25 protein-coding genes and 1 pseudogene are annotated in these 25362 nt (G+C 58.1%); 9 read left to right on the forward strand and 17 right to left on the reverse strand.

All coding sequences use genetic code 11. The features are described from left to right. A partial coding sequence (locus ABJP42_RS12880) for a MerR family transcriptional regulator (protein ID WP_348340959.1) occupies nucleotides 1-257 on the reverse strand: 257 nt, incomplete at its 3' end. 74 nt (nucleotides 258-331) lie between these two features. Between ABJP42_RS12880 and ABJP42_RS12885 the strand changes: the two genes are divergently transcribed. Beyond that, on the forward strand, nucleotides 332-760 hold the full coding sequence (locus ABJP42_RS12885) for a hypothetical protein (RefSeq protein ID WP_348340961.1): 429 nt from the start codon (nucleotides 332-334) through the stop codon (nucleotides 758-760). A gap of 100 nt (nucleotides 761-860) precedes the next feature. Here the strand turns inward: ABJP42_RS12885 and proS are convergent, their stop codons facing one another. Next, on the reverse strand, nucleotides 861-2216 hold the full coding sequence (proS, locus tag ABJP42_RS12890; protein WP_348340963.1) for a proline--tRNA ligase: 1356 nt from the start codon (nucleotides 2214-2216) through the stop codon (nucleotides 861-863). A 280-nt stretch (nucleotides 2217-2496) separates the two neighbouring features. Between proS and ABJP42_RS12895 the strand changes: the two genes are divergently transcribed. The 4 genes from ABJP42_RS12895 to ABJP42_RS12910 all read left to right on the forward strand — a co-directional run bounded on the left by ABJP42_RS12895 (nucleotide 2497) and on the right by ABJP42_RS12910 (nucleotide 7409). Beyond that, on the forward strand, nucleotides 2497-3861 hold the full coding sequence (locus ABJP42_RS12895) for an FAD-dependent oxidoreductase (protein WP_348340965.1): 1365 nt from the start codon (nucleotides 2497-2499) through the stop codon (nucleotides 3859-3861). A gap of 127 nt (nucleotides 3862-3988) precedes the next feature. Next, nucleotides 3989-5086: an AI-2E family transporter gene (locus tag ABJP42_RS12900; RefSeq protein ID WP_348340967.1), complete on the forward strand. Its 1098-nt coding sequence runs from the start codon at nucleotides 3989-3991 to the stop codon at nucleotides 5084-5086. Nucleotide 5087: 1 nt separating this feature from the next. Next, nucleotides 5088-5807, forward strand: a complete 720-nt coding sequence (locus ABJP42_RS12905) for a P-loop NTPase family protein (protein WP_348340969.1) — start codon at nucleotides 5088-5090, stop codon at nucleotides 5805-5807. Nucleotides 5808-5864: 57 nt separating this feature from the next. Beyond that, entirely contained in the window at nucleotides 5865-7409 is a 1545-nt protein-coding gene (locus ABJP42_RS12910; RefSeq protein WP_348340971.1) for a Ppx/GppA family phosphatase, read from the forward strand. A gap of 49 nt (nucleotides 7410-7458) precedes the next feature. Here ABJP42_RS12910 and ABJP42_RS12915 read toward each other — a convergent pair whose 3' ends face one another. Genes ABJP42_RS12915 through ABJP42_RS12930 form a run of 4 tightly spaced genes read right to left on the reverse strand, consistent with a single transcriptional unit; the run spans nucleotide 7459 to nucleotide 10187 of the window. Then, nucleotides 7459-7830 carry a hypothetical protein gene (locus ABJP42_RS12915; protein ID WP_348340973.1) on the reverse strand — a complete coding sequence of 124 codons (372 nt, stop codon included), beginning with the start codon at nucleotides 7828-7830 and terminating at the stop codon, nucleotides 7459-7461. Nucleotides 7831-7861: 31 nt separating this feature from the next. Further along, nucleotides 7862-8857 carry an endonuclease/exonuclease/phosphatase family protein gene (locus ABJP42_RS12920; RefSeq protein ID WP_348341003.1) on the reverse strand — a complete coding sequence of 332 codons (996 nt, stop codon included), beginning with the start codon at nucleotides 8855-8857 and terminating at the stop codon, nucleotides 7862-7864. Continuing rightward, complete coding sequence (locus tag ABJP42_RS12925; protein WP_348340975.1) at nucleotides 8838-9536, reverse strand: TerB family tellurite resistance protein; 699 nt, start codon at nucleotides 9534-9536, stop codon at nucleotides 8838-8840. The genes ABJP42_RS12920 and ABJP42_RS12925 overlap by 20 nt, the downstream gene beginning before the upstream one ends. A gap of 48 nt (nucleotides 9537-9584) precedes the next feature. Next, on the reverse strand, nucleotides 9585-10187 hold the full coding sequence (locus ABJP42_RS12930; protein ID WP_348340977.1) for a VOC family protein: 603 nt from the start codon (nucleotides 10185-10187) through the stop codon (nucleotides 9585-9587). Between the two features lie 265 nt (nucleotides 10188-10452). On the opposite strand from ABJP42_RS12930, the gene ABJP42_RS12935 reads away from it, so the two are divergent. Next, the gene (locus ABJP42_RS12935) at nucleotides 10453-10932 is read left to right on the forward strand and encodes a hypothetical protein (RefSeq protein WP_348340979.1); all 480 of its coding nucleotides are present in this window, start codon (nucleotides 10453-10455) and stop codon (nucleotides 10930-10932) included. A 91-nt stretch (nucleotides 10933-11023) separates the two neighbouring features. Here the strand turns inward: ABJP42_RS12935 and scpA are convergent, their stop codons facing one another. Both scpA and ABJP42_RS12945 read right to left on the reverse strand, forming a co-directional pair. Beyond that, nucleotides 11024-13153: a methylmalonyl-CoA mutase gene (gene scpA, locus ABJP42_RS12940; RefSeq protein ID WP_348340980.1), complete on the reverse strand. Its 2130-nt coding sequence runs from the start codon at nucleotides 13151-13153 to the stop codon at nucleotides 11024-11026. Beyond that, on the reverse strand, nucleotides 13116-14051 hold the full coding sequence (locus tag ABJP42_RS12945; RefSeq protein ID WP_348340982.1) for a hypothetical protein: 936 nt from the start codon (nucleotides 14049-14051) through the stop codon (nucleotides 13116-13118). Before ABJP42_RS12945 ends, scpA begins: the two co-directional genes overlap by 38 nt. Before the next feature lie 180 nt (nucleotides 14052-14231). On the opposite strand from ABJP42_RS12945, the gene ABJP42_RS12950 reads away from it, so the two are divergent. Continuing rightward, nucleotides 14232-14678, forward strand: coding sequence for a DUF4174 domain-containing protein (locus ABJP42_RS12950; protein WP_348340984.1), 447 nt, complete (start codon nucleotides 14232-14234; stop codon nucleotides 14676-14678). Nucleotides 14679-14682: 4 nt separating this feature from the next. Here the strand turns inward: ABJP42_RS12950 and ABJP42_RS12955 are convergent, their stop codons facing one another. The 8 genes from ABJP42_RS12955 to ABJP42_RS12990 all read right to left on the reverse strand — a co-directional run bounded on the left by ABJP42_RS12955 (nucleotide 14683) and on the right by ABJP42_RS12990 (nucleotide 21492). Then, the gene (locus ABJP42_RS12955; protein ID WP_348340986.1) at nucleotides 14683-15183 is read right to left on the reverse strand and encodes a hypothetical protein; all 501 of its coding nucleotides are present in this window, start codon (nucleotides 15181-15183) and stop codon (nucleotides 14683-14685) included. A gap of 186 nt (nucleotides 15184-15369) precedes the next feature. Continuing rightward, the gene (locus ABJP42_RS12960) at nucleotides 15370-17421 is read right to left on the reverse strand and encodes an acetyl-CoA carboxylase biotin carboxylase subunit (protein ID WP_348340988.1); all 2052 of its coding nucleotides are present in this window, start codon (nucleotides 17419-17421) and stop codon (nucleotides 15370-15372) included. A gap of 137 nt (nucleotides 17422-17558) precedes the next feature. Continuing rightward, entirely contained in the window at nucleotides 17559-17762 is a 204-nt protein-coding gene (locus ABJP42_RS12965) for a hypothetical protein (RefSeq protein ID WP_348340990.1), read from the reverse strand. A 277-nt stretch (nucleotides 17763-18039) separates the two neighbouring features. After that, nucleotides 18040-18396, reverse strand: coding sequence for a hypothetical protein (locus ABJP42_RS12970; protein WP_348340992.1), 357 nt, complete (start codon nucleotides 18394-18396; stop codon nucleotides 18040-18042). A gap of 69 nt (nucleotides 18397-18465) precedes the next feature. Beyond that, a complete protein-coding gene (locus ABJP42_RS12975; protein WP_162930210.1) occupies nucleotides 18466-18606 on the reverse strand; it encodes a hypothetical protein in 141 nt (46 codons plus the stop codon). Nucleotides 18607-18820: 214 nt separating this feature from the next. After that, nucleotides 18821-19258 carry a DUF6497 family protein gene (locus tag ABJP42_RS12980; RefSeq protein WP_348340994.1) on the reverse strand — a complete coding sequence of 146 codons (438 nt, stop codon included), beginning with the start codon at nucleotides 19256-19258 and terminating at the stop codon, nucleotides 18821-18823. A 125-nt stretch (nucleotides 19259-19383) separates the two neighbouring features. Continuing rightward, nucleotides 19384-19758, reverse strand: a complete 375-nt coding sequence (locus tag ABJP42_RS12985) for a hypothetical protein (protein ID WP_348340996.1) — start codon at nucleotides 19756-19758, stop codon at nucleotides 19384-19386. A 201-nt stretch (nucleotides 19759-19959) separates the two neighbouring features. Further along, nucleotides 19960-21492 carry an acyl-CoA carboxylase subunit beta gene (locus ABJP42_RS12990; RefSeq protein ID WP_348340997.1) on the reverse strand — a complete coding sequence of 511 codons (1533 nt, stop codon included), beginning with the start codon at nucleotides 21490-21492 and terminating at the stop codon, nucleotides 19960-19962. A 240-nt stretch (nucleotides 21493-21732) separates the two neighbouring features. Between ABJP42_RS12990 and ABJP42_RS12995 the strand changes: the two genes are divergently transcribed. Beyond that, nucleotides 21733-23049 carry a M10 family metallopeptidase C-terminal domain-containing protein gene (locus ABJP42_RS12995; RefSeq protein ID WP_348340999.1) on the forward strand — a complete coding sequence of 439 codons (1317 nt, stop codon included), beginning with the start codon at nucleotides 21733-21735 and terminating at the stop codon, nucleotides 23047-23049. Nucleotides 23050-23097: 48 nt separating this feature from the next. Further along, nucleotides 23098-24306: a multidrug effflux MFS transporter gene (locus ABJP42_RS13000; RefSeq protein ID WP_348341001.1), complete on the forward strand. Its 1209-nt coding sequence runs from the start codon at nucleotides 23098-23100 to the stop codon at nucleotides 24304-24306. Nucleotides 24307-24517: 211 nt separating this feature from the next. On the opposite strand, the pseudogene ABJP42_RS13005 reads toward ABJP42_RS13000, so the two are convergent. After that, a pseudogene (locus ABJP42_RS13005) lies at nucleotides 24518-25007 on the reverse strand (DDE-type integrase/transposase/recombinase); the annotation flags it as partial. Nucleotides 25008-25362 lie beyond the last annotated feature (355 nt).

The following is a 25362-nucleotide window of genomic DNA, read 5'->3' on the forward strand; positions in this document are numbered from 1 at the left end:
AGTTTTTCGCGCAGCACTTCGGCTACTTGATCCTGATCCAGCGCGCCTTGGATGCCCTGCATCAATTGGCCAATTTCGCCCAGGGTAAAGCCAAGTCGCTGTGCCTGACGGATCAGCTGCACCACCTCCAGCATTGGATCCGGAAAATCACGGTAGCCATTGGGCCGACGGTCGGACTGGATCAGCCCCTGCCGCTCATAAAGCCGCAGGGTATCGCAGCTCACCCCGACCTTTCGCGCCAGCTCGCCAATCCGCATCATTTCCTCCTTGACCTTAGACCATGGTCATAGGTTTAGAAGACAAGGCATTCGCGACCAAGAGGAAACAACGAATGCTCTTTCAAAACGCCTACCAACGCATCTACCGGATCTCAGCCTGGTATGATCTGGCCGTCACCTGGCCCTATGCCACGCCGCTGACCTTTGCCTTCTTCTGGCAGTTTCTGGACGTCAGCCATGCGCAAATGGGTCTTGCGCCACTGCCCGAGATCCCGGTCTACGGCATTCTCTTTGCCAACTTTTTTGGCACTGTGGTGCTGATCTGGTCCATCGTTCGGCTCAAAATCAACAATCCTGCTTTGGCACGCTATGACGCTGCCGGGCGCTGGCTGTTTTCTGCCTGGATGATCAATGCTCTCTGGCAAGGCGCCAGCCCCCTGCTCTGGGGATTCCTGATCATCGAAATCGGCTTTGCCATCTTGCAAAGCCTGCCTATCGCGGCCTCTGATCCCAGCCCTGAGAGCGAGGCAGTCCATTCATAGCAAACCCCGCCCAGCGCAGGGCAAAACAGAAAAGGGGGCAAACCAATGGTTGCCCCCTCGCCTTTTTAGTCTGTCTGCTGAGCAGGTTTAGGTGCTTGGATCAGAAACCGCGGCCAGACTGATGCGGCGCATAGATCGCAGCCACTTTCTTGACCGCCTCTTCCGGGCTCAGCTCTTCGCTTTCGCCGGTGCGGCGCGAGGTGAGTTCCACCACGCCGTTTTTCAGCCCACGGGGACCAACGGTGATGCGCCAGGGCAGACCAATCAGATCCATGGTGGCAAATTTTCCGCCCGCGCGTTCCTTGCGGTCGTCATAAAGCGGCTCCAGCCCCAGCGCGGTCAGTGCCGCATAAAGCTGGTTACAGGCGGCATCGGCTTCATCATCGCCCTGCTTGAGGTTGACAATACCACAGTGGAACGGAGTCACGCCTTCGGGCCAGACGATGCCCTTGTCGTCATGGCTGGCCTCGATGATGGCCCCCAACAGACGCGAGACACCAATGCCGTGCGAACCCATGTGAACCGGAGTGGGCTTGCCATCCGGTCCTTGAACGGTGGCATTCAGCGCCTCAGAGTATTTGGTGCCAAAGTAGAAAATCTGACCGACCTCGATACCCCGTGCCACCCGGCGGCGCTCCTCTGGAACCTCTTTGAACAGAGTCTCGTCATGGGTCTCATCTGTCCGGGCGTATTTCGAGGTGAACTCCTCCAACACGCCCTGACACTGTTCAACATTGTCATAGTCAATTTCGCGATCACCAAAGCTCAGATCGGTCACGGCGCTATCATAGAACACTTCGGACTCACCGGTTTCGGCCAGTACAAGGAATTCATGGGTGTAATCGCCGCCAATAGGACCGCCATCGGCGCGCATCGGGATTGCCTGCAGCCCCATGCGCTCATAGGTGCGCAGATAGGTCACCAGATGGCGGTTATAGGCGTGCAGCGCGTCCTCTTTGGAGAGGTCAAAGTTGTAACCGTCTTTCATGTAAAACTCGCGCCCCCGCATCACGCCAAAGCGCGGGCGGATCTCGTCGCGGAATTTCCACTGGATCTGATACATGGTCAGCGGCAGGTCTTTGTAGCTGCTGACATGGGCACGGAAGATATCAGTGATCAGCTCTTCGGCCGTTGGGGTGAACAGCATGTCGCGGCCATGACGGTCCTCAACGCGCAGCATTTCCTGACCGTAGTCGTCATAGCGACCGGACTCGCGCCACAGATCAGCGCTCTGGATGGTAGGCATCAGCATCGGCATGTGACCGGCGCGCTGCTGCTCTTCGTGGACGATGCCTTCCAGCTTTTTCAGCACTTTAAAGCCTAGCGGCAGCCAGGAATAGATCCCGGCTGAGGATTGCTTGATCATGCCGGCCCGCAGCATGTAGCGGTGGCTGACGATCTGGGCCTCAGAGGGGTTCTCTTTCAGAACAGGCAGGAAATAGCGGGACAGGCGCATGATGGCTCCAGAGCTGATGTGGTTCGTGTGGTTTCGCGTTCCTGCCCGGTTTAGTGGCTGCAACGGGGGTGGGCAAGGGCCGAGGCTGGGAAAGCCCAGAACACCCGGCAGGTCGCCCCCCATCAATGACGAATGACACCGCATACCCCAGGCCATGGGTACCATGTCGCTTTTGGATCCTTAGGCGCAAAAGAACTTGAATGACCATACAAGAATCTATCTGTTAGCGGAAACCTTCCGGTTTGACCGGAGCTGCCTTGCTGTCTTTGAGGAGAAAGACGTGATCAAAACCATTCTAGAACCTGCCCGTGAAATACCGGTGATCCATGAAACGGAAGTCCTGGTGGTGGGCTCTGGTCCCGGCGGGCTGGCGGCAGCCCTGGCGGCAGCGCGGGCGGGCGTAGAGGTGACTTTGTTAGACCGGTTCGGCTGCTTTGGCGGCAATATCACCACGGTCGGCGTCGAAGGCTTTGCCTGGTACCGCCATGAGCAGACGGTTGAAGCCGGCGGCATTGGCTGGGAGTTCGAAGAGCGTGCCAAATCCATGGGCGCGGCAGTGCCAGAAAGCCAGTCCCTGTCCTACGAGCTGGACAGTGAGGGCTTCAAACTGGTGGCCGACAAGCTGGTCGAGGAAGCAGGCATTCACCCCATGTTGCACCGCGTCTTTGTAGCGCCGATCCGCGAGGGCAACCACATCACCGGCGTCATCGTCGAAAGCAAGGCCGGCCGCGAGGCGGTGCTGGCAAAACGGGTGATTGACGCCACAGGCGACGCCGACATTGCCCTGATGATGGGGGCCCCAACGATCAAGACCCCAGTGGAGGAGATGCAGGCGGCTTCTGTGATGTTTCACATCGCCGGTGTCGACAAGCAGAAGTTCATGGAGGGGGTCAAGGCCGACCCGCAAACCTATGCCGATTGGTCCACAGGTGAGTGGCAGGTGGAGACCTCTGGCAAGGAAGACGCGATGTATTCGCCTTTCCTTGCCAAACCCTTTGGCCAGGCGATCCGCGACGGGGTGATCCCGGCGCATCTCAACACCATTGGAGGCACCTGGGGTGCGGTGCATGACAGTGGTGAGATGACCTATATGAACCTGGTGCATCTGGCCGGGATCGACGGCACCGACCCCGACAGTATGACCCGTGGCGAGATTGAGGGCCGCAAACAGGCGATGTTGGCGATCAAGGCACTGAACGCCTATACCCCCGGCTGCGAGGCTGCACGGTTGCGCAACTTTGGCATGACCATCGGCATTCGCGACACCCGCAAGATCGACGCTCTGCACAATATCACCGAGGAAGAGACCCGCAATCAGGGGCGATTTGAGGATACCATCGGCATCTATCCTGAGTTTATCGACGGCTACGGGGTGCTGATCCTGCCCACCACCGGGCGCTACATGCAGATCCCCTATCGCTGCATGTTGCCCAAAGGCGTCGAAGGGCTGCTGGTCACTGGACGGGCCATTGGCGGCGATCGCATTGCCCATGCGGCCACCCGCAATATGGCCTGTTGTGCAGTTGCCGGACAGGGTGCGGGTGTGGCAGCGGCGCAATCGCTCAAAACGGACTGTGCCTTGCAAGACCTGGATATCACCGCCGTGCAGACAGAGCTAAAGCGGCAGGGCGTCAGGATCAACTGATCACCGCGCCCCGTGCAGGGGCAGCAGCGGCGAATTTCCACCACAGATCTCGGCAGGGCTCTTGCGCTGAGCCCTGCCTTGCGAGAAGAGTGGAGCAACTGCAATCCGCGCTGAACGAGTGATCCCCATGGCCCTTCCTGCAAAGAAACAATTCAAATACTGGGGCGTCACAGCTGCCGTTCTGGCGCTGCTGCTCTGGTTCCTTGGGGACGTGCTTTTGCCCTTTGTACTGGGCGCGGCCATTGCCTATATGATTGACCCGCTGGCGGATCGGTTAGAGGCCATGGGGATGAGCCGCGCCGCGGCCACAACAACCATCACCTTCTCGTCTATCTTGCTGTTTTTCCTCATGCTTCTCATTGTCCTGCCGACATTGATCGCGCAGATGATCGATTTGGCGCAGGTGCTACCCGAAGCCTTTCGCGATCTGCGCGCTTTTGCCCAGGCCAAGTTCCCCTCGATCTTTACGGAAGGTAGCCGCGCCCAACAAACCATCGCCTCAATTGCCGGCACCCTGCAGGGCAAGGGGCTGGAGCTGGCCGAGGGGCTGGTTGGCTCCGCTGCCTCGTTGCTTAATGTTGTTGTTCTGCTGGTTATTGTTCCCGTCGTTGCGATCTATCTCTTGCTGGATTGGGACCGCATGATCGCACGGATCGACGCGCTGTTGCCGCGCGACCATGCCCCGGTCATCCGCTTGCTTGTCTCTGAAATCGACAAGGTTCTGGCTTCCTTTATTCGCGGCATGGGCACTGTCTGCCTTATCCTGGGCAGCTACTATGCCGTGTCGCTGATGCTGGTGGGGCTGAATTTTGGCCTCGCCGTTGGTTTCATTGCCGGACTCGTCACCTTTATCCCCTACCTTGGGGCCCTGATTGGCGGGGCGCTGGCAATCGGCCTGGCCCTGTTCCAATTCTGGGGAGACTGGTGGTCCATCGGGATTGTTGCCGGAATTTTTGCCTTTGGTCAGGTGATCGAAGGCAACTATCTGACACCCAAACTGGTCGGCAATTCTGTTGGCTTGCATCCGGTCTGGCTGCTCTTGGCACTCTCGGTCTTTGGCGCCCTGTTTGGCTTTGTGGGTATGCTGGTCGCCGTGCCCGTGGCGGCTGCCCTTGGTGTCATTGCCCGGTTCCTGGTGGGGCAATATCTGGATAGTCGCCTATATCAGGGGCTGGATTTCAAGCCACCCACTCAGCCTGCCACATTGGACCAAGACGAGCGCTGATATGGCCCGCCAACTCAGCTTTGAGCTGCCTGCAAAAACCACTCTGGGGCGCGATGATTTCTTTGTTGCTCCCTCAAATGCCATGGCCGTGGCGCTGCTGGATCCCGGCTTTGCCTGGCCCAGTGGCAAACTGGTGCTCACAGGACCTGCTGGCGCAGGCAAGACCCACCTGGCCCATGTCTGGGCCAATCAATCCGGGGCCTGCATCATCCAGGCCAGTGACCTGCGTGAAGACCAGATTCCAGAACTTGCACAGGGGCCCATCGTGGTCGAAGACGTGCCAGCAATCGCGGGCAATACCGATGCACAGAACGCCCTGTTTCACCTGCACAATATGGTGCTGGCCAATGGTCATGCGCTGATGTTGACCGGCCGGGCAGCGCCCAATCTCTGGCAGCTGACATTGCCGGACCTGCAAAGCCGGGTTCAGGCCGCCACCCATGCAGAGCTACAGGCACCAGATGATGCGCTGCTGGCAGTGGTGCTGGCCAAACTATTCAATGACAGACAAGTCACGCCTAAACCCGATGTGATCCCCTATCTGGTGGCCCATATGGATCGCTCCTTTGCCGCTGCCGCCCGCATTGTGGACCAACTTGACAGTATGGCCCTCTCGGAGGGCCGTACCCTGTCGCGCCCCCTTGCGGTCAGACTGATGTCACAAGATCACCCAGATGATCCGTCACAAGAGGCCATAAATGTCGCAACCCCAAGCGATTGACGCCACCCTGGGCTTGCCCCATCGTGACATGCGAAACGCAGAATAAATGAGGCGCCTATGACCGCAGCCCCGGATAACCCCACCGCCGATTGGGGCCCCTTTGGTCGCCCAGTTTTTGAAGATCCCAGCGCCCGGGCTCTGTCGCGCGTTGGGGTTGTGGATGTCGGCTCAAACTCGGTCCGCATGGTGATCTTTGACGGCGCTGCACGCAGCCCTGCCTATTTCTACAATGAGAAAATCATGTGTGCCCTCGGCGCTGGACTGTCCGAAACCGGCAAGCTGAACCCAAAGGGGCGCGCCCGGGCGCTGGCTGCGCTGCGACGGTTCCAGCATCTGGCCAAGGGCATGGGCCTGCCAGAACTGTCGGTGGTGGCCACGGCAGCGGTACGAGATGCCAAGGACGGGCCGGATTTCTGCGACGAGGTCCTGCACGAAACAGGGCTCAAGATCTGGGTCATTGATGGCCGCGAAGAAGCCCGGCTTTCGGCCCAAGGCGTGCTGCTGGGCTGGCCCGGCTCCTATGGGCTGGTCTGCGATATTGGCGGTTCCTCCATGGAGCTGGCGGAAATTCATGATGGTGAGGTTGGCAAACGTGTGACCTCTTCCTTGGGGCCGCTAAAGCTGCGCGATATCAAAGGTGGGCGCCGTGGCCGCAAGGCCCATATCAGCGCGGTGATGAAAGAGCTCAGCGCCGAGATGGGACAACAGACCGACCGTCTGTTTCTGGTCGGCGGCAGTTGGCGCGCCATTGCTCGCGTCGACATGATGCGTCGCGGCTATCCCCTACGGGTGCTGCATGAGTACCGCATGACCGCTCGGGATGTGCGTGAAACCCTGAAATACATCGATGCCACCGATCTGGAAGAGCTGCGCGCGGCCTGCGGCATCTCTGGCGCCCGGATGTCGCTGGTGCCCTATGCCATCGATGTGCTGTCGCGGCTGCTCAAGACCTTCAAGCCTAAAGACATCGCCATTTCCAGCTATGGCATCCGCGAAGGTCTGCTTTATGAGCAGATGCCGCAGCGGCTGCGCAACCGGGATCCGCTGATTGAATCCTGCCGTTTTGCCGAAGCCAAAGACGCCCGCCTGCCCGGATTTGGTAAGACGCTCTATGATTTTGTCATTCCGCTGTTCAACTCCGGCCCCCATACCAAGAAGCGGCTGATCAAAGCCGCCTGCCTATTGCATGATGTGAGCTGGCGCGCCCACCCAGATTACCGGGCCGAGGTCTGTTTTGACAATGCCACCCGCGCCAATCTGGGCGGGCTGAAACACTCGGAGCGGATTTTCCTCGGCCTCGCCCTACTGCATCGCTATCGCAACAAACGTCAGGGCACCGCCTTTGAATATCTCTATGATCTGTTGGACGAAAAAGGCCAAAAAGAAGCCGAAATCCTGGGCAAGGCCATGCGCTTTGGTGCCATGTTGATGGTCAGCAAAGATGGCGATATCGGCAAGCTCAAATGGCAGCCGCGCAAGCGCCATTTGTGCCTGGAATTGCCTCGTGCCTCTGAGGATCTATTTGGCGAGGTCGCCGAAGGTCGACTGAAATCTCTGGCCGAGGCGCTGGACGCCGAGCTGAGCGTCAAAATCACCAAATAGCTGTGCTCACCGTTGCAGATTGCGCTGCTACTGCCCCTTGAGGCGGGGATCAGATGTCTGTAGCGCTATCATTTTTGGGGACCTCGTCCGGGGCTGTCGGCGCATCGGGTTTGCGTCGGATGATGATATCGCCATTGGGCAGAATCTCTGGCGCTTCATAGCGGCTCCAGTCCTCCACCTTGGTTGCGATTTCCGCCAGCGCAGGCCCCATTTCGCTCAAGAACTCCTGCATCGACGGGCCGATTGTTGCCATCAGCCCCTCCAGTTCCTCAAACGAGGGTGCCATTTCCTTGCGCAGCCCCTCCCAGAACAGCTCGGCGCCGCGCTCCATCAGGCTGGAGCCGGTGTTACTGTCCTGCGCCGAAAGCGGCGCAGCAATCACAAAACAGGCGAGGACGGCAGGGGCAAGGATATGTTTCATGAGGTCAATGTAGTGCCTTTGGGTCAAAGTTTTAAGTCAGGTCGAGGTCGAGAGAGACCGGAAAATGATCCGAGGCCGCCAAAAGCGCCTCCCGCAGGGGCAAATCATCATAGCATTCAGCATCCTCAAAGGGATGCCAGATCCGCCAATGCGGGTCATGAGCCACCAAACCGGCTGAAATCATGATGTAGTCCAGCAAGGCGCGAAAATACCGTTTGGTTTCCGGGTTGTAAAACCGCGAGGTCGAAGGCTGAACCGGCTCGCGCGGTTTCAACAGGCTTTGCGCATGGGGGTCCGTCAGCTCCGCCCCCATGACAATCTCGACCGAAGACTTCCCAAACAGGCGCTCATATTCATCGAGGCCCGGACCATCGTTGAGATCGCCCATGACGATCACATGCTCCCCCTTTTGCACATGGTCTTTGACCCTTCGGTGTAGCCAGATTGCCTGGGCCAGCTGTTTGCGGCGGTTGGCGATAGAGATCTGCACCACCTCTTTGGAATTCTTTGCCCCATGGGGCGCCTTGGACTTCAGATGCGCGCCGATCATCCGCAGCAGAGTTCCGCCTGGCGTCGCGACCTTCAGCTCCAGCGGCGGTTTCGAAAACCGCACCCGGTCCATCCGGTCATCAACATCAAGATCGATTTCAAAATCCCCGTCAAAACGCGGGGCAGACTTACTGGCCTGGGGATCCGCCTGCACCTTCAGCACCTCGGGATCGTAGAGCAGCGCAATTTCCTGATGCGTATCAGTGGCAAAGCCGGAGACGGCCGTGCTGGTCCGCAGTCCCGCCTCGGCGGCAAAGCGTTCCAGCGCCCGGGTGCAACGTTGTTTGCGCCCGGTATTAGGCGCTTCCACCACCATCACCGCATCCGCATCCAGCCGCTGCAACACATGGGCAATTGCCCGACCCTGTGTATAACGATCCACCCCATAGCGTCCCGAACACTGATCATCGAGCATCAGATTATCCGCATCATCAAACAGATGCGCGAACCATTCTATATTATAGGTGAGCAGGCGCATGTTTTTGACATCCATTGATCTGGTCCCAGGCGCGGTTGATATCGATCATGCGTTTTTCGGCCAGCCGCACGGCCTCCTCTGGCACCCCGCGCCCGATCATCGCATCCGGATGGGTGTCGCGCACAAGTTTGCGCCAATGCTTGCGGATCTCTTCGCGCGGCATGTCCGCAGCCACGCCGAGCACCGTATAGGGGTCCTTTGGGGCGTCCGGAACAAACCGCGCCCTTAGCGCTTGAAACTGTTCTGTTGTCTGCCCAAAGATCCGGCTCACATCTTCAAGAAACTCATTCTCGCCGGGGTGATAAAACCCATCGGCCATGGCGATGTGGAACAGCCCCTCCATCAGATCGCACAGGGTGGTGGGATCTGCGGAAAACATCCGCTGAATACGCGCCGCATAGTCCTGGTACCCGGCAATATCGGTCCTAGCCATATCAAAGACCCGCGCGGCGCCCGCCTCGTCATTCTGCGCGATCTGGAACACCTCACGAAAGGCCGTGACCTCGTCACGGGTGACCTGGCCATCAGCCTTGGCCATCTTGGCGCCAAGGGCAATCACCGCAATAGCAAAGGCAACCGAGCGTTCAGGCGGCGCACGCAGCCGGTCAAAAACATCTGCAAGGCTTTCGCCCTGACCAAGGGCCGCAAGCGCATCAGAAATTCGGGACCAGAGTGACATATCAAAACCTTATCGCAAAATTCATCTCGTGTCAGGGCAGCAGACCTGTCAGCGCAACAGCCGTCGCCCATGCGGGGTGTCAAACTCTGCCTCAAAGCCCACAGGGCCAGTGACAAAGCTTAGCCGCGCATCTGTGAGCGGCAACGCCTTTTGCAGATGCACGGCTTCGGGGTGCGACAGGGTAAGGTGATGCAGCGAGCACCCCTGTTGCTGCAGCCGGGGCGCGGGATGGTCGGAATGCCATTCGATCAGAGCCGGAAACAGGTTGTCAAAAGGCAGAATGCCGTCCGCAGGAACCGCCATGTCCCACTTCAAATCGCCACGAGTCAAGGCAACCGGCTCCCCTGCCCCTTTGGGCAGCTGTGACAGGACGGCTGGCAGATCCAGGCAGCGGCAAATCCAGTTGCTGATCCGTGGTGGTCCGGAAAACCGGTCCAGATCAAACCAACAGGGTTGGCGTTGTGGCTGCGCCTTCGGGTCAATTGCGATGGCCTCCAGATAGAGCCCATCAGCCAGCCCCAAAAGGCGGTTATGCGTGCCAAACATCGCATGCTGCCCGCCCGGTTGCAGCGGCACTCCGAGGGCTTCCTCCACATGGGCCGTCGCCTCTTCCAGCGTTGTGCCCGCCACGGCCAGATGATCCAGTTCCATCGCGCTCTCCCATTTTTGGCCTCACCCTAGCCAGTCCTTGCAGACATTCAAGGCCAAAGCCAGGGGGCAAAACCGGGCTGTCTGTTCACATGTTGATAACCATAATGGCCTGAAAATGGTAGATTTTAGCCCGATCCGCCCAGATAGTTTCGCGTATTTTAAGCACCCGGGCAAAAGCTAGGGAGTTGTTTACACCCCTCGAATTTAACAAGGCAGCCCACGAAAAACACCGGCGATAGTATCGAAACTTAGGAGGCCGACCCTGATGATGATCCAAGGATCCATAGCCCAAGGGCTCTCGTCAAATCTGGTCAAGCAGTCAACAAAGCTGACCGAAGAGCAAACCGCAAAGATCGCAGAGCTCTTGTCGCATTTTGGCGCCAGCAATCTCAAAGACAGCACCGCGCAGAACATCGTGACGGATGCCAAGGAGCTCAGGCTCATCACCAACTCTGATCTTGCCGATGCCCTTAAGGATGCTGGCATCGACACCTCGGGACTGACAAAGCAGGCAGGGCAAGGTTTTGCAGGACGTCCCGAAGGTCCACCGCCACCACCGCCACCACCAGAGGTAACCAAGGGGATTGCGACTGTCGACGAGGCGGTGGTAGAACTCATTGCCCAGGCCGTCGATGGTTATGATGTGAGCCAAGAAGGCGAGACCACTTTGGGTCAGGCGGTTCAGGCCGCTCTGGAAGAGGCGGGCTATGACAGCTCCCAGTCGCAAATCGACTTTTACGCCTGAATTACAGGCCTAAAACGAAAATGGGCGCAGGCCCCCCCTGCGCCCATTGCTCTGTCTGGTGAGGGGCCCTGAGCAGACCCCTTTGCCGCGCTTAGCTGCGGGCCTCACGGATTAGTTTCAGGATGTCCTGTGCCGCCTCGGGAATATTGGTGCCGGGCCCAAAGATCGCCTTGACGCCATTGTCATAGAGGAACTGGTAGTCCTGCTGCGGGATCACCCCGCCACAGATCACCAGAATATCCTCGGCGCCCTGTTCTTTCAGCTCTTTGACCAACTGCGGCGCCAGAGTTTTATGCCCCGCCGCCTGAGAAGAGATCCCGATCACATGCACGTCGTTGTCGATGGCGTCCTGTGCCGCCTCAGCCGGGGTTTGGAACAGCGGACCTACGTCTACGTCAAAACCAATATCCGCAAAGGCGGTGGCGATGACCTTGGCGCCCCGGTCGTGACCATCCTGACCCATCTTGACCACCAGAATTCGCGGACGACGGCCCTCGTCTTCGGCAAAGTCTTCGATGGATTTCTGAATGGCGGCAAAACCTTCGTCACCTTCGTAAGCTGCGCCATAGACACCAGCCAGGGTTTTCACCTCGGCGCGGTGGCGGCCAAATTCTTTTTCCATTGCCATGCTGATTTCTCCAACTGAGGCCCGCATCCGCGCCGCTTCCACCGCAGCTTCCAGCAGGTTGCCGCCCTCTTTGGCGCGTTTGGTCAGTTCATCCAAAGCTGCCTGACAGCCAGCTTCGTCCCGCTCAGCGCGCATCTTCTCAAGCCGGGCAATCTGGCTTTCGCGAACCGCAACATTGTCCACATCGAGAATGTCGATCGGGTCTTCTTTTTCCTTGCGGTATTTGTTGACGCCGACGATCACCTCTTCGCCCCGGTCGATCATCGCCTGACGTCGGGCGGCACTTTCCTCAATGCGCAGCTTGGGCATGCCCGAGGCCACGGCCTTGGTCATGCCACCCATCTCCTCGACTTCCGCCATCAAGGCCCAGGCCTTGTCGATCAGCTCATTTGTCAGGCTTTCAACATAGTAAGAGCCCGCCAGCGGGTCGACCACATTGGTGACGCCGGTTTCTTCCTGCAACACCAGCTGGGTGTTGCGGGCAATCCGCGCCGAAAACTCAGTTGGCAGCGCAATGGCCTCGTCCAGCGCATTGGTGTGCAGCGACTGCGTGCCACCCAGAACCGCCGACATCGCCTCATAGGCGGTGCGGATCACGTTGTTATAGGGGTCTTGTTCCTGCAGCGACACGCCCGAGGTTTGGCAATGGGTGCGCAGCATCTTGGAACGATCCGACTTGGCGTCGAACTCGGTCATCACCCGGTGCCACAGGGTCCGTGCGGCGCGCAGCTTGGCAATCTCCATGAAGAAATTGGTGCCAATGGCAAAGAAGAAGCTGAGACGGCCGGCAAATTTGTCCACATCCATGCCCGCCTCGGTGGCGGCGCGCACATATTCACGGCCATCGGCCAGAGTATAGGCCAGCTCTTGCACCAGGTTCGCGCCGGCTTCCTGCATGTGATAGCCGGAAATCGAGATGGAGTTGAACTTAGGCATCTCGTTTGAGGTGTATTCAATGATATCCGAGATGATCTTCATCGAAGGTTCTGGCGGATAGACATAGGTGTTGCGCACCATGAATTCCTTCAGAATATCGTTCTGGATGGTCCCTGCCAGCAGCGCCTTGTCATGGCCCTGTTCTTCACCGGCGACGATGAAATTGGCCAGGATCGGAATAACAGCCCCGTTCATGGTCATCGAGACCGAGACCTTGTCCAGCGGAATACCGTCAAACAGGATCTTCATATCCTCGACGCTATCAATGGCCACACCGGCCTTGCCGACATCGCCAACCACCCGTTCGTGGTCGCTGTCGTAGCCCCGGTGAGTGGCGAGATCAAAGGCCACTGAAACGCCCTGTTGACCAGCGGCCAGGTTGCGGCGGTAGAAGGCGTTGCTCTCTTCGGCGGTGGAGAAACCGGCATATTGCCGGATGGTCCAGGGACGCCCGGCATACATGGTCGCTTTAACGCCGCGGGTGAAGGGACCAAAGCCGGGCAGCGTGCCCATATGGGGCAGTTCTGCCGTGTCTTCTGCAGTATAAAGCGGCTTGACGTCGATACCCTCGAGCGTCTGCCAGGTCAGGTCTTCGAGTGGGCGGCCGCGAAGTTCTTTTTCAGCCAGAGCCCGCCAATCGTCTGTCTTGCTTGTCATGGGGTCTTCCTCTTGTCACATCTGTTTGGGGCGGGTTTAGTCCCGCCGCCGGTTGTTCCGGATCCTGCACCAGCTGAGCCAACCCTTCGGCGCCTCCAGCCAGCCACATCAGATCATCCGCATAATTCTCGCGCAGCATGGCGCATTGAACCTCATCAAAGGGCCGCCAGCGCCCCTCGCTCTGTGGCAGCTCTTGTGCTGTACCCTGCAAAAGATGGGCGCGCAGGTCTTCCAGTCGCATTGAGGCATTGAGCCGCACCCGCGCATGGGAGCGCGGGGCATCACAGCCAGTCAGCAGCGCCAGTTGCTGTTCGGGGCGGCCACCAAAGGTCTCAAACGGCAATACCTTGATGGCGACGCCCGGCATGGCGCAGGCAATATCGGTGATCACATCGCGCCAGCTGCGGCGACTTTCTGCGAGGTTTTGCAACTGGATTGCCGATGGCACCCGGTGGCCACGGGCCACCGCATAGGTCAGGGAAGAGGTCCAGAAGCTTTCAAGGCTGCGAATATTCAGCGCAACCGAGGTCACCTGACCGTCAAATGCCTCACCGTAGCGCGCCATGCGTTCCCCAACGCCTGAGTAAAGCCCCGAAAACCGCAGATTGGTCCGGGTGCTGCCAATGAGGTTTTCATCGCTGACGATCAGCTGCTCAATACCCCGTTCACGGCTTTGGTTGAGGTTCATCTTGATCCGGCCCCGCGCCCGTTTGGCGAGCGACTGGGCCCCGGCCAACGAGGGGGTTGGCAAAACCCCATGCAAAAGCCCGTTGCGGGTGCGACGCGGCCCCCAAAATCCGATACCCTGCGTCTCCAACTCATCTGCATTTTGGCGCAGATATTCCTGGAACGAGGTGGTGGCACAGCGGTGTGCCCCAAGGTGAAGACAGGTTTGCATCGCATTTCCAATTCTTTGGATGTGAGGCACGTTTTGTGCCCCTGGACAGGAAGGGTGCATCATCATTAGTCCCAGACCCTGTCAAAGCGATTAACGCATGTGGTTTTATTTACGCAGATAGGCCGATTGCCCATCGCATTTGGCCGCCATGCGCATATATTGGTCCCAACAGGAGAGACCATGAAACCAATCCTAGCCCTTGTTTTGTCGAGCCTTCTTCCGCTGAGCCTGGCCGTATCTGTGCAGGCTGCAGAACCGGATATTTCAGCCCTTGTGCATTCCGGAGAAGAGATCGATCTGGCCAGTTTCCAATGGCTCAAGCGGCCTGTGGTGGTCTTTGCCGACAGCCCTGAAGATCCACGTTTCAAGGAACAGATGGCCCGGCTCACTGCAGAGGCCGATGTCCTGCTGGACCGCGATGTCGTTGTGTTGACAGATACCAATCCTGCCGCAAAATCAGCGCTGAGGACAGCGCTGCGCCCACGTGGGTTCATGCTGGTTCTGGTCGGCAAGGACGGTGGCGTGAAGATGCGCAAACCGCATCCCTGGACGGTACGTGAATTGACTCGCAGGATCGACAAGTTCCCGGATCGGCTGCGCGAGGTAGAAGAGCGCCGCGCAAACTGAGTCCCTAGCTGTTGCCCCGCACGTAGATCAGCGCCTTGGCCTGGGCATCCACCACCATCATGGCGTGGCCATCGGGAATAAAGGCCATGCGGGAGGTCGGGTTCATGATCGCCTGGTGATAGATCGATTTTACCAATTCGCTCATGCAATTCACCCCGGCCAGCCCCGAGCTCAGCACGCTGATGCCATGGGGCAGATCGCGCGACATGATCGCCTCGACCAGCGTATTTGGCGATTTGCCGCCTACCTTGAACACCACCGGCTGGCCATTTGCCAGCATATTGAGCCCGGTATCCACCGAGCGCGCCGGTTCGATCAGCGAGGAAATGCGTGGGCTTTCGGTGTGAAACACTGCTGCTGTGCAACTGCTGCTGGATTCGAAGAAATAGGTATCGCCCAGCGAGACCCACTGAGAAAGTTGCAAACGCAGATCCGCTTCTTTGTCCAGCGCGCAGCCGGACAAAAGCCCCAATGTGGAAATCAGTATGAGTGCAGACCGGAGCATGAGCCACCTTGCGAGAAACCAATGCCCCTGATCTCGCACAGAAATCTGAAGAATTGGTGCACGCAGGGCTTGCGGCCATGGGAGCGGCAGGCATGGCACGACCCAGAGGTCGCACCTTAGAGCCAGACGCCGCAGCCGAGGGCAGAGCCATCGCCTGAGACACTGAACATATGCCTGCCGGAAGGATCACCCCTCAAATTCCATGATCACCTCGTCCACCGCCAGGCTGTCGCCGGCGCTGGCGTTGATCTTGGCAACCACGCCCTTTTTCTCGGCGCGCAGGATGTTTTCCATCTTCATCGCCTCAACCGTGCAAAGCGCCTGTCCCTCGTGGACTTCTTCGCCCACTTCGACATCGATCTTGACGATCAGGCCCGGCATTGGGCACAGCAGCAGCTTGGATGTATCCGGTGCGACTTTTTCTGGCATCAATTCAGCCAGTTCGGCCTGACGAGGGGTGCGCACACGCACCTTCAGATCCGCCCCGCGTGCACGAATGCGGAAGCCACCGGAAATCTTGCCAACCTTCAGTACCAGCGGAGTGCCATCCACATCCAAAGTCGCCAACTGATCGCCCGGCGTCCACTTGCTAGCAACCCGCATCTGGCTGCCGTCGTCGAACTGAACGGTTGATCCCAGCTGGTCGGCCTCGATCTTCAGAGCAATGCTTTGCCCCTGCAAGGAGACAACCCAATCCGAACCAACACGGCGTTCATGGTTGTCCATCCGCCCCGAAACCCGCGTGCGGCGGATCTCAGCAACCCGGTGCATGGCTGCAGCCGAGGCGGCAATCCGGCGCAGATCCGCCTCTGGCAGGTCAACCCCGACAAAGCCTTCGGGATATTGCTCTTCGATAAAGGCGGTGGTCATGGTGCCCTCAATGAAGATCGGGTGATCCATAACAGCCGAGAGGAACGGCAGGTTGTGGCCAATGCCCTCGACCTCGAATCCGTCCAATGCATTGCGCATGGCTTCAATCGCCTGATCACGGGTCGGCGCCCAGGTGCATAGTTTGGCGATCATCGGGTCATAATACATCGAAATCTCGCCACCCTCATAGACGCCAGTATCATTGCGCACGGCATAGCCCTCGCCTGCCGGGGCATCGCCCTGCCATTTGCCGTTGTCCAGCAAGGGACCAGCCGACAGCTCCGCCGGGGGACGGTAGCGGGTGAGACGACCAATCGAGGGCAGGAAGCCACGATAAGGATCTTCGGCATAAAGCCGGTTTTCAATCGCCCAACCGTTCAGCTGCACGTCTTCTTGTTTGATGATAAGCGGTTCGCCATTGGCGACCCGGATCATTTGCTCAACCAGATCCACACCGGTGATCAACTCGGTCACAGGGTGCTCCACCTGCAGACGCGTGTTCATTTCCAGGAAATAGAAATTCTTGTCGCCATCAACGATGAATTCCACGGTACCAGCCGAGGCATAGTCAACTGCCTGCGCCAGTGCCACGGCCTGCTCGCCCATCGCCTTGCGTGTGGCCTCGTCCAGGAAGGGGCTTGGCGCTTCTTCCACAACTTTCTGCTGGCGGCGCTGGATCGAGCATTCCCGCTCGCCCAGATAGATGCCATTGCCATGGGCATCGCAAAGTACCTGAATTTCGATATGGCGTGGCTGGGTGACAAATTTCTCGATAAAGATCCGGTCATCGCCAAAGGAATTTGCCGCTTCGTTCTTCGACGACTGGAAACCTTCGCGGGCTTCTTCGTCGTTCCAGGCAATCCGCATGCCCTTACCGCCACCACCAGCAGAGGCTTTGAGCATCACCGGATAGCCGATCTCGTTGGAGATCTTCACGGCTTCATCCGCATCCTCGATCAGACCCATGTGACCGGGAACCGTGGAAACACCCGCCTCTTTGGCGATCTTCTTGGAGGTGATCTTGTCACCCATCTTCTCGATGGCACCAACGGGGGGGCCAACAAAGGCCACGCCTTCGGCCGACAGGGCCTCAGCAAATTTGGAGTTTTCCGACAGGAAGCCATAGCCGGGATGCACAGCCTGGGCGCCAGAGGCGCGGATCGCCTCCATCACCTTATCAATCACGATATAGGATTGGTTTGCAGGGGGCGGGCCGATATGCACCGCCTCATCGGCCATTTGCACATGCAGGGCCTGCTTGTCCGCGTCCGAATAGATGGCGACGGTTTTGATACCCATTTTGCGGGCAGTCTTGATAACACGGCAGGCGATTTCGCCCCGGTTCGCGATCAGGATCTTTTCAAACATTGGCAGTCCCTTGTTCTTGTGTATGCCGGAATGCAAAACGCCGCAGCCGAGCCCTTGGCTCGTCCGCGGCGATTGCGTGAATTTCATGGGTCAGCCGGTTGGGCTGACCTGTCAGTCTGGGTTGCGCAAAAGCGCCCTCAGCATCCGCCGGGGCTTTCTTTGCAATAGATGAGATTGGCCGCTGTGCCGACCGCTGCTCCGGTGAGCAAATGCCCGCCCAACAAGGCAGAGCCAATGGCGCCCGCACCGGCGCCAAATGCGACTTGCTCGCCGGTGGTGTCGCCGCAAGCCGAGAGGGCTGTGAAAAGCCCCAGCGCAGAGGTGAAAAGGATTGCCCGCATGATGATACTCCTTCTTTTGGGGAGAGTTTCTTTCCCCTCCAAGAAGCAGGTGACAGGCGATCCAGCAATGCGTGGGTCGCAATTCCATCACTATGAGCAGGGCTATGCTCAAAAGCGCCGAACTCTCGGCGGGCTTTTGCCAGCCAGGTGGCTTTGCCCATCGAAACTGTGATTGATCCCAAAGCTGACATCATAGCAAAGCCCGCAGCCCGACCAGAAGTGCCAGCGCAAAAGCCCTGCCCACTCCAGTCTGCTCCTTCTGGCTTTGCCCAGGTCATCACAGAACTTTCCCTTCGAATGCATCCGGGAAAGAGCGCTGTGCCAGGTCCATATCAATGACCAGCAAGGCCTCGTAAGACGCCGGATCAAAGGGATCCTCGGCAGGCAGCACTTCGCGGCCAAAGAGCCAGCTCAACCGGCCGGCATCCAGATTGCCACGCTCAAAAGGCTGGTCGCCAAACTGCTGCAACAGCGCCTGCATAAAAGCTGCATCAGCGCGACGATCCGCAGGTTTGCGATCGCGAAAACGCTCCCGCTTGCTCAGCGGGGTTACCCCTTTGGGGTTGGGGCGGCGAACGATGAATTGAAAATCTGTTCCTGGCAAGCGGCCAGGGAACCCACGGTGCTTTAGCATGATGGTGCCTCCAATCCGGCACCCCGAGGGACGGCAGGGACCGGCCACAGGGCCGGACCCTTTTTGTCGTTACTTGTATTTGCCGGTATAGGCTGGCTCAACCGAGATGGGCTCGGGCTCAACCACAACGAATTCTTCTTCACGGTTGCCACAGGCGGCAACCAGCGCCAGCAGGCCTGCCAGCGTGATAAACTTGATGCTCTTGGACATTTCTGTCTCCTGACTGTGTTCTCGAGACCACCAGAACCTTGCGCCCTGTCCAGCCTCAACCTCAATTTGCAAAGGACCCTTTGGCCCTTCGCGGCAAGGATAGCTGGATTGGCAAGTGAATCACATCGAAAAGCGGCCCCGCCAAGGCCCTGTGGCCGCAAAGCCGCAAAAACATGCCGATCAAAAGAACACCGCGCAAGATCTTGTAGACGCATTAGAATGCCTCCCAAATACAGCGTTCTTGGTCCGGCCTATAGGCTTCAAAAAACTGCGTGGCTTCAGGATCCTGCGCGCCAAACTCCACAGGTCGGTCGGAAAAGGAGATCACCACCATTTTGGGGTTCAGATCATGTTGGCGCAGATAGTCCAGCGCCAGCGAGTCGCACAGATGGTCCATATCGGCCGCGCTTTTCTCAAAATCCAGCACCTCAGAAGCATCACCCAAAGCCTCTGCCTGGCGGGAAATGCCGGGAGCAACAAACCGAAACCGGGCCCAAAGCGCACCAGGGCTGTCATCCAGCAAAACTTCTGACAACAGCACTTGCTGCCCCGACGGCACGGTAACTGGAACAAAGGCGCCCGTGATATTTGCATCGTCCGCCCCAACCGGACCAGTAATCAGCATCAAGCCCGCAGTGCTGCCGAGCAGCATTCTAAAAACAGGGGGAAACCAACCAACCAATCCGCAGCCTCGCCCCCCAATGACTTGGGCTCCTCCGGGCGAGGCTGCTGGCGCTGCGCCATCGGCGCGCGCTGTCTGGTATTGGTTGGAGCGGATCATTGTCCAGTCTCACCCTCTTTGTCAAACCCTGATATAGATTTGTGCAAATCCACGTCTAATTGCCCAGTCTCTGGGCGCATCTTGCGCTGCCTTGCATGGCGCAGCCAGCGGTTGCGTTTCGCCTCATCTTCCAACACAGCTTTGATTTCAAAAGCGAGATTGCCCGGCACCCGCCCAGCAACACGGCCACCCGCAGTCACCAGCAAACCGCCGCCCCGCTCTTCAACCGTCACCACCGGAGAAAACCCGCGCACATTCTGCACCGCGCGCCACATGTCCTGCCGGATCTGTTGCGCCAGCCGCAAGGGATCAACCAAGGGCAAAGCCACACTGGATGAGACATCAAAGCGCGGCGGCAGTTGGCGCGCCACAGTCAGTGCAGCCTCCCCCCGCAGAATATGCCAATTCCCTTGCTTCACTTCACTCCAGCCCCCGATTGCGAGGCTGTCCCTGTCAACGACATCTCTTTACGCCCTCCCCAAAAGAGTCCTTTTTTGCGCAGGCCTTCTCATCATCTTTCCCCAAATATTCTCGGGGGTGCGGGGGCAGACAGCCCCCGCCAGACCAGCCGATCAAAGCGGAATGTTATCGTGTTTTTTCCATGGGTTTTTCAGAGACTTACCACGCAATGAGGCAAAGGCACGGGAGACCCTGCGGCGGGTGGATTTGGGTTGGATCACCTCATCGATAAAGCCGCGTTCTGCCGCTACAAAAGGATTGGCAAACCGGTCTTCATAGTCAGTCGTATGAGCCGCGATCTTCTCGGCATCTCCCAGATCTGCCCGGTGAATAATCTCGGTTGCGCCCTTGGCCCCCATCACCGCGATTTCTGCAGTGGGCCAAGCATAGTTGAAGTCACCACGCAGGTGTTTGGAGGCCATAACATCATAGGCACCGCCATAGGCCTTCCGGGTGATCACAGTCACCTTTGGCACTGTGGCCTCACCATAGGCAAACAGCAGCTTGGCACCGTGCTTGATAACGCCGCCATATTCCTGGCTGGTCCCCGGCAGGAAGCCTGGTACATCAACCAGAGTCAGGATCGGGATCTCGAAGCAATCACAGAACCGCACAAAACGTGCCGCCTTGCGCGAGCTGTCGATGTCCAGACAACCAGCCAGCACCATCGGCTGGTTGGCCACAACACCCACAGTCTGGCCTTCAAGTCGGATAAAGCCGGTGATGATATTCTTGGCGTAGTCTTCCTGAATCTCGTAGAAATCGCCTTCGTCCGCCACCTTGGTGATCAGCTCTTTCATGTCATAGGGAGAGTTCGGATTAGCCGGGATCAGCGTGTCCAGACTATCCTCAATGCGGCCCGGCTCATCAAAGAAGGGACGCACGGGCGGCTTTTCGCGGTTGTTGAGCGGCAGGAAATCCACCAGGCGGCGCACCTCTGCCAGGGCCTCAACGTCATTTTCAAAGGCGCCATCAGCCACCGAAGACTTCTTGGTATGGGTGGAGGCACCGCCCAGCTCTTCGGCGGTGACCACTTCATTGGTCACGGTCTTGACCACATCAGGACCGGTCACAAACATGTAAGAGGTGTCTTTGACCATAAAGATGAAATCGGTCATCGCAGGCGAATAAACCGCACCACCGGCACAGGGGCCCATGATCACCGAGATCTGCGGCACTACGCCGCTGGCCATGATATTGCGCTGAAACACCTCGGCGTAGCCCGCCAGCGAGTCAACGCCCTCCTGGATGCGGGCACCGCCAGAATCATTGAGGCCAATAATGGGGGCGCCGTTCTGGATCGCCATATCCTGAATTTTGCAGATCTTTTGCGCATGGGTTGCCGAGAGCGAGCCGCCAAAAACAGTGAAATCCTGGCTGAACAGATAGACCATACGACCATTGATCGTGCCCCAGCCGGTGATCACGCCATCCCCTGCAGGCTTTTGTTCTTCCATGCCAAAATCGGTGCAGCGATGCGACACGAACATGTCGAACTCTTCAAAGCTGCCTTCGTCCAGCAGAAGATCAATCCGCTCACGGGCGGTCAGCTTGCCGCGTCCATGTTGCGCGTCAATGCGGCGTTGACCGCCACCCAACCGCGCAGCAGTGCGGCGTTCTTCCAGCTCGGACAGGATATCTTTCATGGCACAGGCCCCCATTTAGAATTTGGCACACCCTACTCCCGCGCCCGATCAGACCAAAGCCAAAACTGGCAAATTTGCAAATATTTTGCATACGACACGTGAATATCTGTATAATTGCGAACCCCCGCATTGTTTCCAAACTAGATCCAATGCGACATATTTTCGCCATATTGCGTTCACTCTGTGTTCACGCCCTTGGTGACACTGTCGGGTTCTCTTCAGACAATTCGGGCAAAAACAATGTTAAATCGAGACCAAATCACCAAGGCCATGCAATACGAGCGCTTCCATGTCAGCAAACCGCTGAACACCACAGAAAGCGCTCCGATCCAGATAACCTATCAATATGCCGGCGGCAGCGCCCCCAAAGACCTGCCAAGCACCAGTAAAATTTCCGGCTGGCAGCCCTTCACCACCGCTGAGAAGGCCAGTTTTGAAGCAGCGCTGGCGCATATCGAGAGCTACCTCAATATTGATTTTGTCCAGGTCAAGCGCACCAGCGACCCAGATCTAAACGTAGGGGCCGCCCACTTCCCTGGCAACATCATTGGCAGCGGAGGCTACAACATCAGCTATCAAGGCGACACCATCACCAGTTGGGATGGCTTTGTTGCCTATGACACAACATTGGACCTGTCGTCCAACCGCTACACCGACCTAATACTGCATGAATTGGGCCATGCCCTGGGGCTGCAACACCCGTTTGAGGCCTCCCCCGCCCTGCCCAACGAATACGAAAGCAACCTCTATTCCCTGATGTCCTACACGGCAAATCCACTAAACGGCAAACACAGTGACGCCCTGATGCTGTTTGATGTGCTCGCTCTGCAGGACATCTGGGGCGCTGCCAGTCACAATGAGGGAAACAGCCGCTATTCTGGCTGTCGCACCTATACGGTGGACAGTCTCTGGGACAGCGGCGGCATAGATACGCTGGATGCCACCGGCCGCAGCACAGGTGTGACACTAGACCTGCGCCAAGGCGCTTTTTCCTCTTTTGATGCCGACCATGACGTGGTGATTACTTTTGGCACCGAGATTGAAAACGCTTATGGCGCAAAGGGAAAAGATCGTATCATTGGAAATGACCTCGACAACCTGCTGCGCGGCCATGGCGACCGCGACCTCCTGGTTGGCAAGGGCGGTGACGACCGCATGGAGGGCGGCTCTGGCGGTGACACGCTCTGGGGCGACCACGGCGATGATGTGATGTTTGGCGGCCGCGGCGGTGATCGGTTGCGAGGCGGCGCGGGCGAAGATCGGCTGATTGGCAACCGGGGCCAGGACCGGCTGGATGGCCAGGCCGGGGACGATCTGTTGATCGGTGGCCGTGGGCGCGATATCTTTATCTTCAAAAACCATGGCGGCAATGACACGGTCAGCGATTTCAAGTCCGGTAAGGATCGATTGAACATTCTCGGCCACGGGGACCGCGACGACCTGCTGGATCAGGCCCGCGATACGGAAAAAGGTGTGCTTTTCGACTTTGGCCCCGACGACAGCCTGCTGCTGGCGAATGTTACCCTGGGTAGCCTCGGTGAAGACTTTCTCATTTGAGGCGATCAGGCAATAGACAATCCCCAAAGGCTGAACTAAGCCCTTGGCATGCAGAAGCCCCACTCTCTCTTGCGCGGCGCGACCAGCCACCCGCATATCGCCACTCTCATTCTGCTTGCCGGGCTGTCAGCTCTGGCGATGAATGTGTTCTTGCCCTCCTTACCGGGCATGGCGGTGTATTTTCAGGCTGACTACCGGCTGATGCAGCTCTCCGTAGCGCTCTACCTTGGGGTGAATGCCGCCGTTCAAATCGTAGTGGGACCCATTTCGGACAAGATGGGACGCCGCCCGGTGATCCTCGCCAGTATCATCCTGTTCATTCTTGCAACGTTTGGCTGTATTTTTGCCCCCACAGCCGAGACATTTTTAGTGTTCCGCATAGGTCAGGCTGCGGTTGCCGCGGCCATGGTACTGAGCCGGGCTGCAGTGCGCGACATCTATGACACGGATCAGGCAGCCAGCATGCTGGGCTATGTCACAATGGGGGTTGCAGTGGTGCCGATGGTGGGTCCCATCTTTGGTGGCATCCTTGACGAAGCCTTTGGCTGGCAGTCTAATTTCTGGCTGCTCATTCTCAGCGCCGTGGCGGTTTACCTGCTCACCTATTTTGACTTTGGCGAAACCGCCACCAAAAGCGGCAAGACGCTTGTTGCACAGTTTCGAGAGTATCCAGAACTGTTTATGTCGCCGCGCTTTTGGGGCTATTCACTGGCCTCAGGCCTGGCCTCGGGAGCCTTTTTTGCCTATCTCGGTGGCGCGCCCTTCCTTGGCGCGCAGGTCTATGGGCTAAGCCCAGCGCAGTTTGGCTTTTACTTCGCAGCCCCGGCGATTGGCTACTTTTTTGGCAATTTCCTCTCCGGACGATACTCCATGCGCATCGGCATCAACAAAATGGTTCTTTGGGGCTGCATCGTAAACGGCATAGGCGTTGGCCTGTCGCTGACCCTGGCCCTGGTCGGCCTGGACAGCGTCACCAGTTTCTTTGGCTTCATGTGCTTGGTTGGCCTTGGCAATGGCATGGCTATCCCCAATGCTACCGCAGGCGCAATCTCGGTGCGCCCACATCTGGCGGGCTCTGCCTCGGGGCTGAGTGGCGCCATCATGCTGGGCGGCGGCGCCGGGCTCAGCGGCGTGGCGGGCTGGCTACTGGTGCCTGGCACCACTGCGGTTCCGCTGCTGTTGATTATGTTCGCCACCGCCATTCTGGGTTTGGTCTCTATCGCCCTGGTGATCAAACGTGAATGGGCTTTGGGCTAACTGTTAGGAGGCACTTAGTAGTGCAGTAACCGGAAGAGGCCGGTTGGTCCAGGAAGGAGCCGGAGGAAGCCTTGAAGAAAGGGCTTTCAGGGCTGTTTAACCGGGGTTGTAAGGCGAATAGGCTTTGTCTTTCAAACTCGGACCAATTGGCCCAAACAGGGCACCAAAGCGATTTTCGGACACTTGCCTCCCCCCTACCCCGCTACAGCCCTTAAAAACAAGCGCCTCTGTGAGCGATACTTGAAACGCGACTCTTGTCGGGTTCAGGGTATGGGTCTCGTTGCAATTCCTCCAACAACTTTTCCAGGAAAACCTCGGCTGAGGTCTTCCATCCGAGGCATTTTCGCGACGTTTTGTTAGGCCGGTCGCAGATCACCTTCATATCGTGACCCGTCGCTTCCTCCCGCGTCCTGTATTTTCGCCGTCTGATCTTTTCCCGCTTCAAGAGCTGAAAAGAAGCTCTCAGCTACAGCATTGTCATGGCAGTTGCCTCTGCGGCTCATCGAGTGTTCCAGGTTGTCCTCGCGCAGGAACGCTGCCCTTTCACGGCTGGTGAATTGCGCACCTTGATCTAAGTGGATCAGAAAGCCGGGCCTGGGCTTTCGCCGCCAGATTACCATCAGCTATGCCTGCGCTGCCAGTTCTGATGTTTGGCGTGACCGGACTGCCCAACCGACAATACGCCGCGAGACCAGATCAATGCTCAAAGTGTCCCGCTAGAACGAGCATCTACCAAGTTTCCGACTTACCCCGATTGGTTTCCCCTTCAGCACGGCCCATACTTGCAAAGTTCGCTTCCTGCGCTTTGCTGACCTTGGTGCGCAGAGCAGCATGTGAGTTTAGGTCTGCGAGGGCTTGAATGGCCGCTTTTGCCTGTCTCTCACGGAACCCTCGCACCCGCAGCGAAAGTCCGTTCCCGCCGATTCTGTTGAAAAACAACGTGTTGCATCCGCAGAAATTGGTGTTTTGATCTGCGCGCGAGTGCCTTTCTGGTCAGGCTTTTCTCGTTTGCTGCGGTGCAGGAAAGATCTTGGCCAGTTTTCTGAGGTTTTGGGC

Origin of the sequence: Pseudophaeobacter sp. (assembly GCF_039971195.1) — a bacterium.
In the GTDB taxonomy this organism is placed as follows: Bacteria; Pseudomonadota; Alphaproteobacteria; order Rhodobacterales; family Rhodobacteraceae; genus Pseudophaeobacter.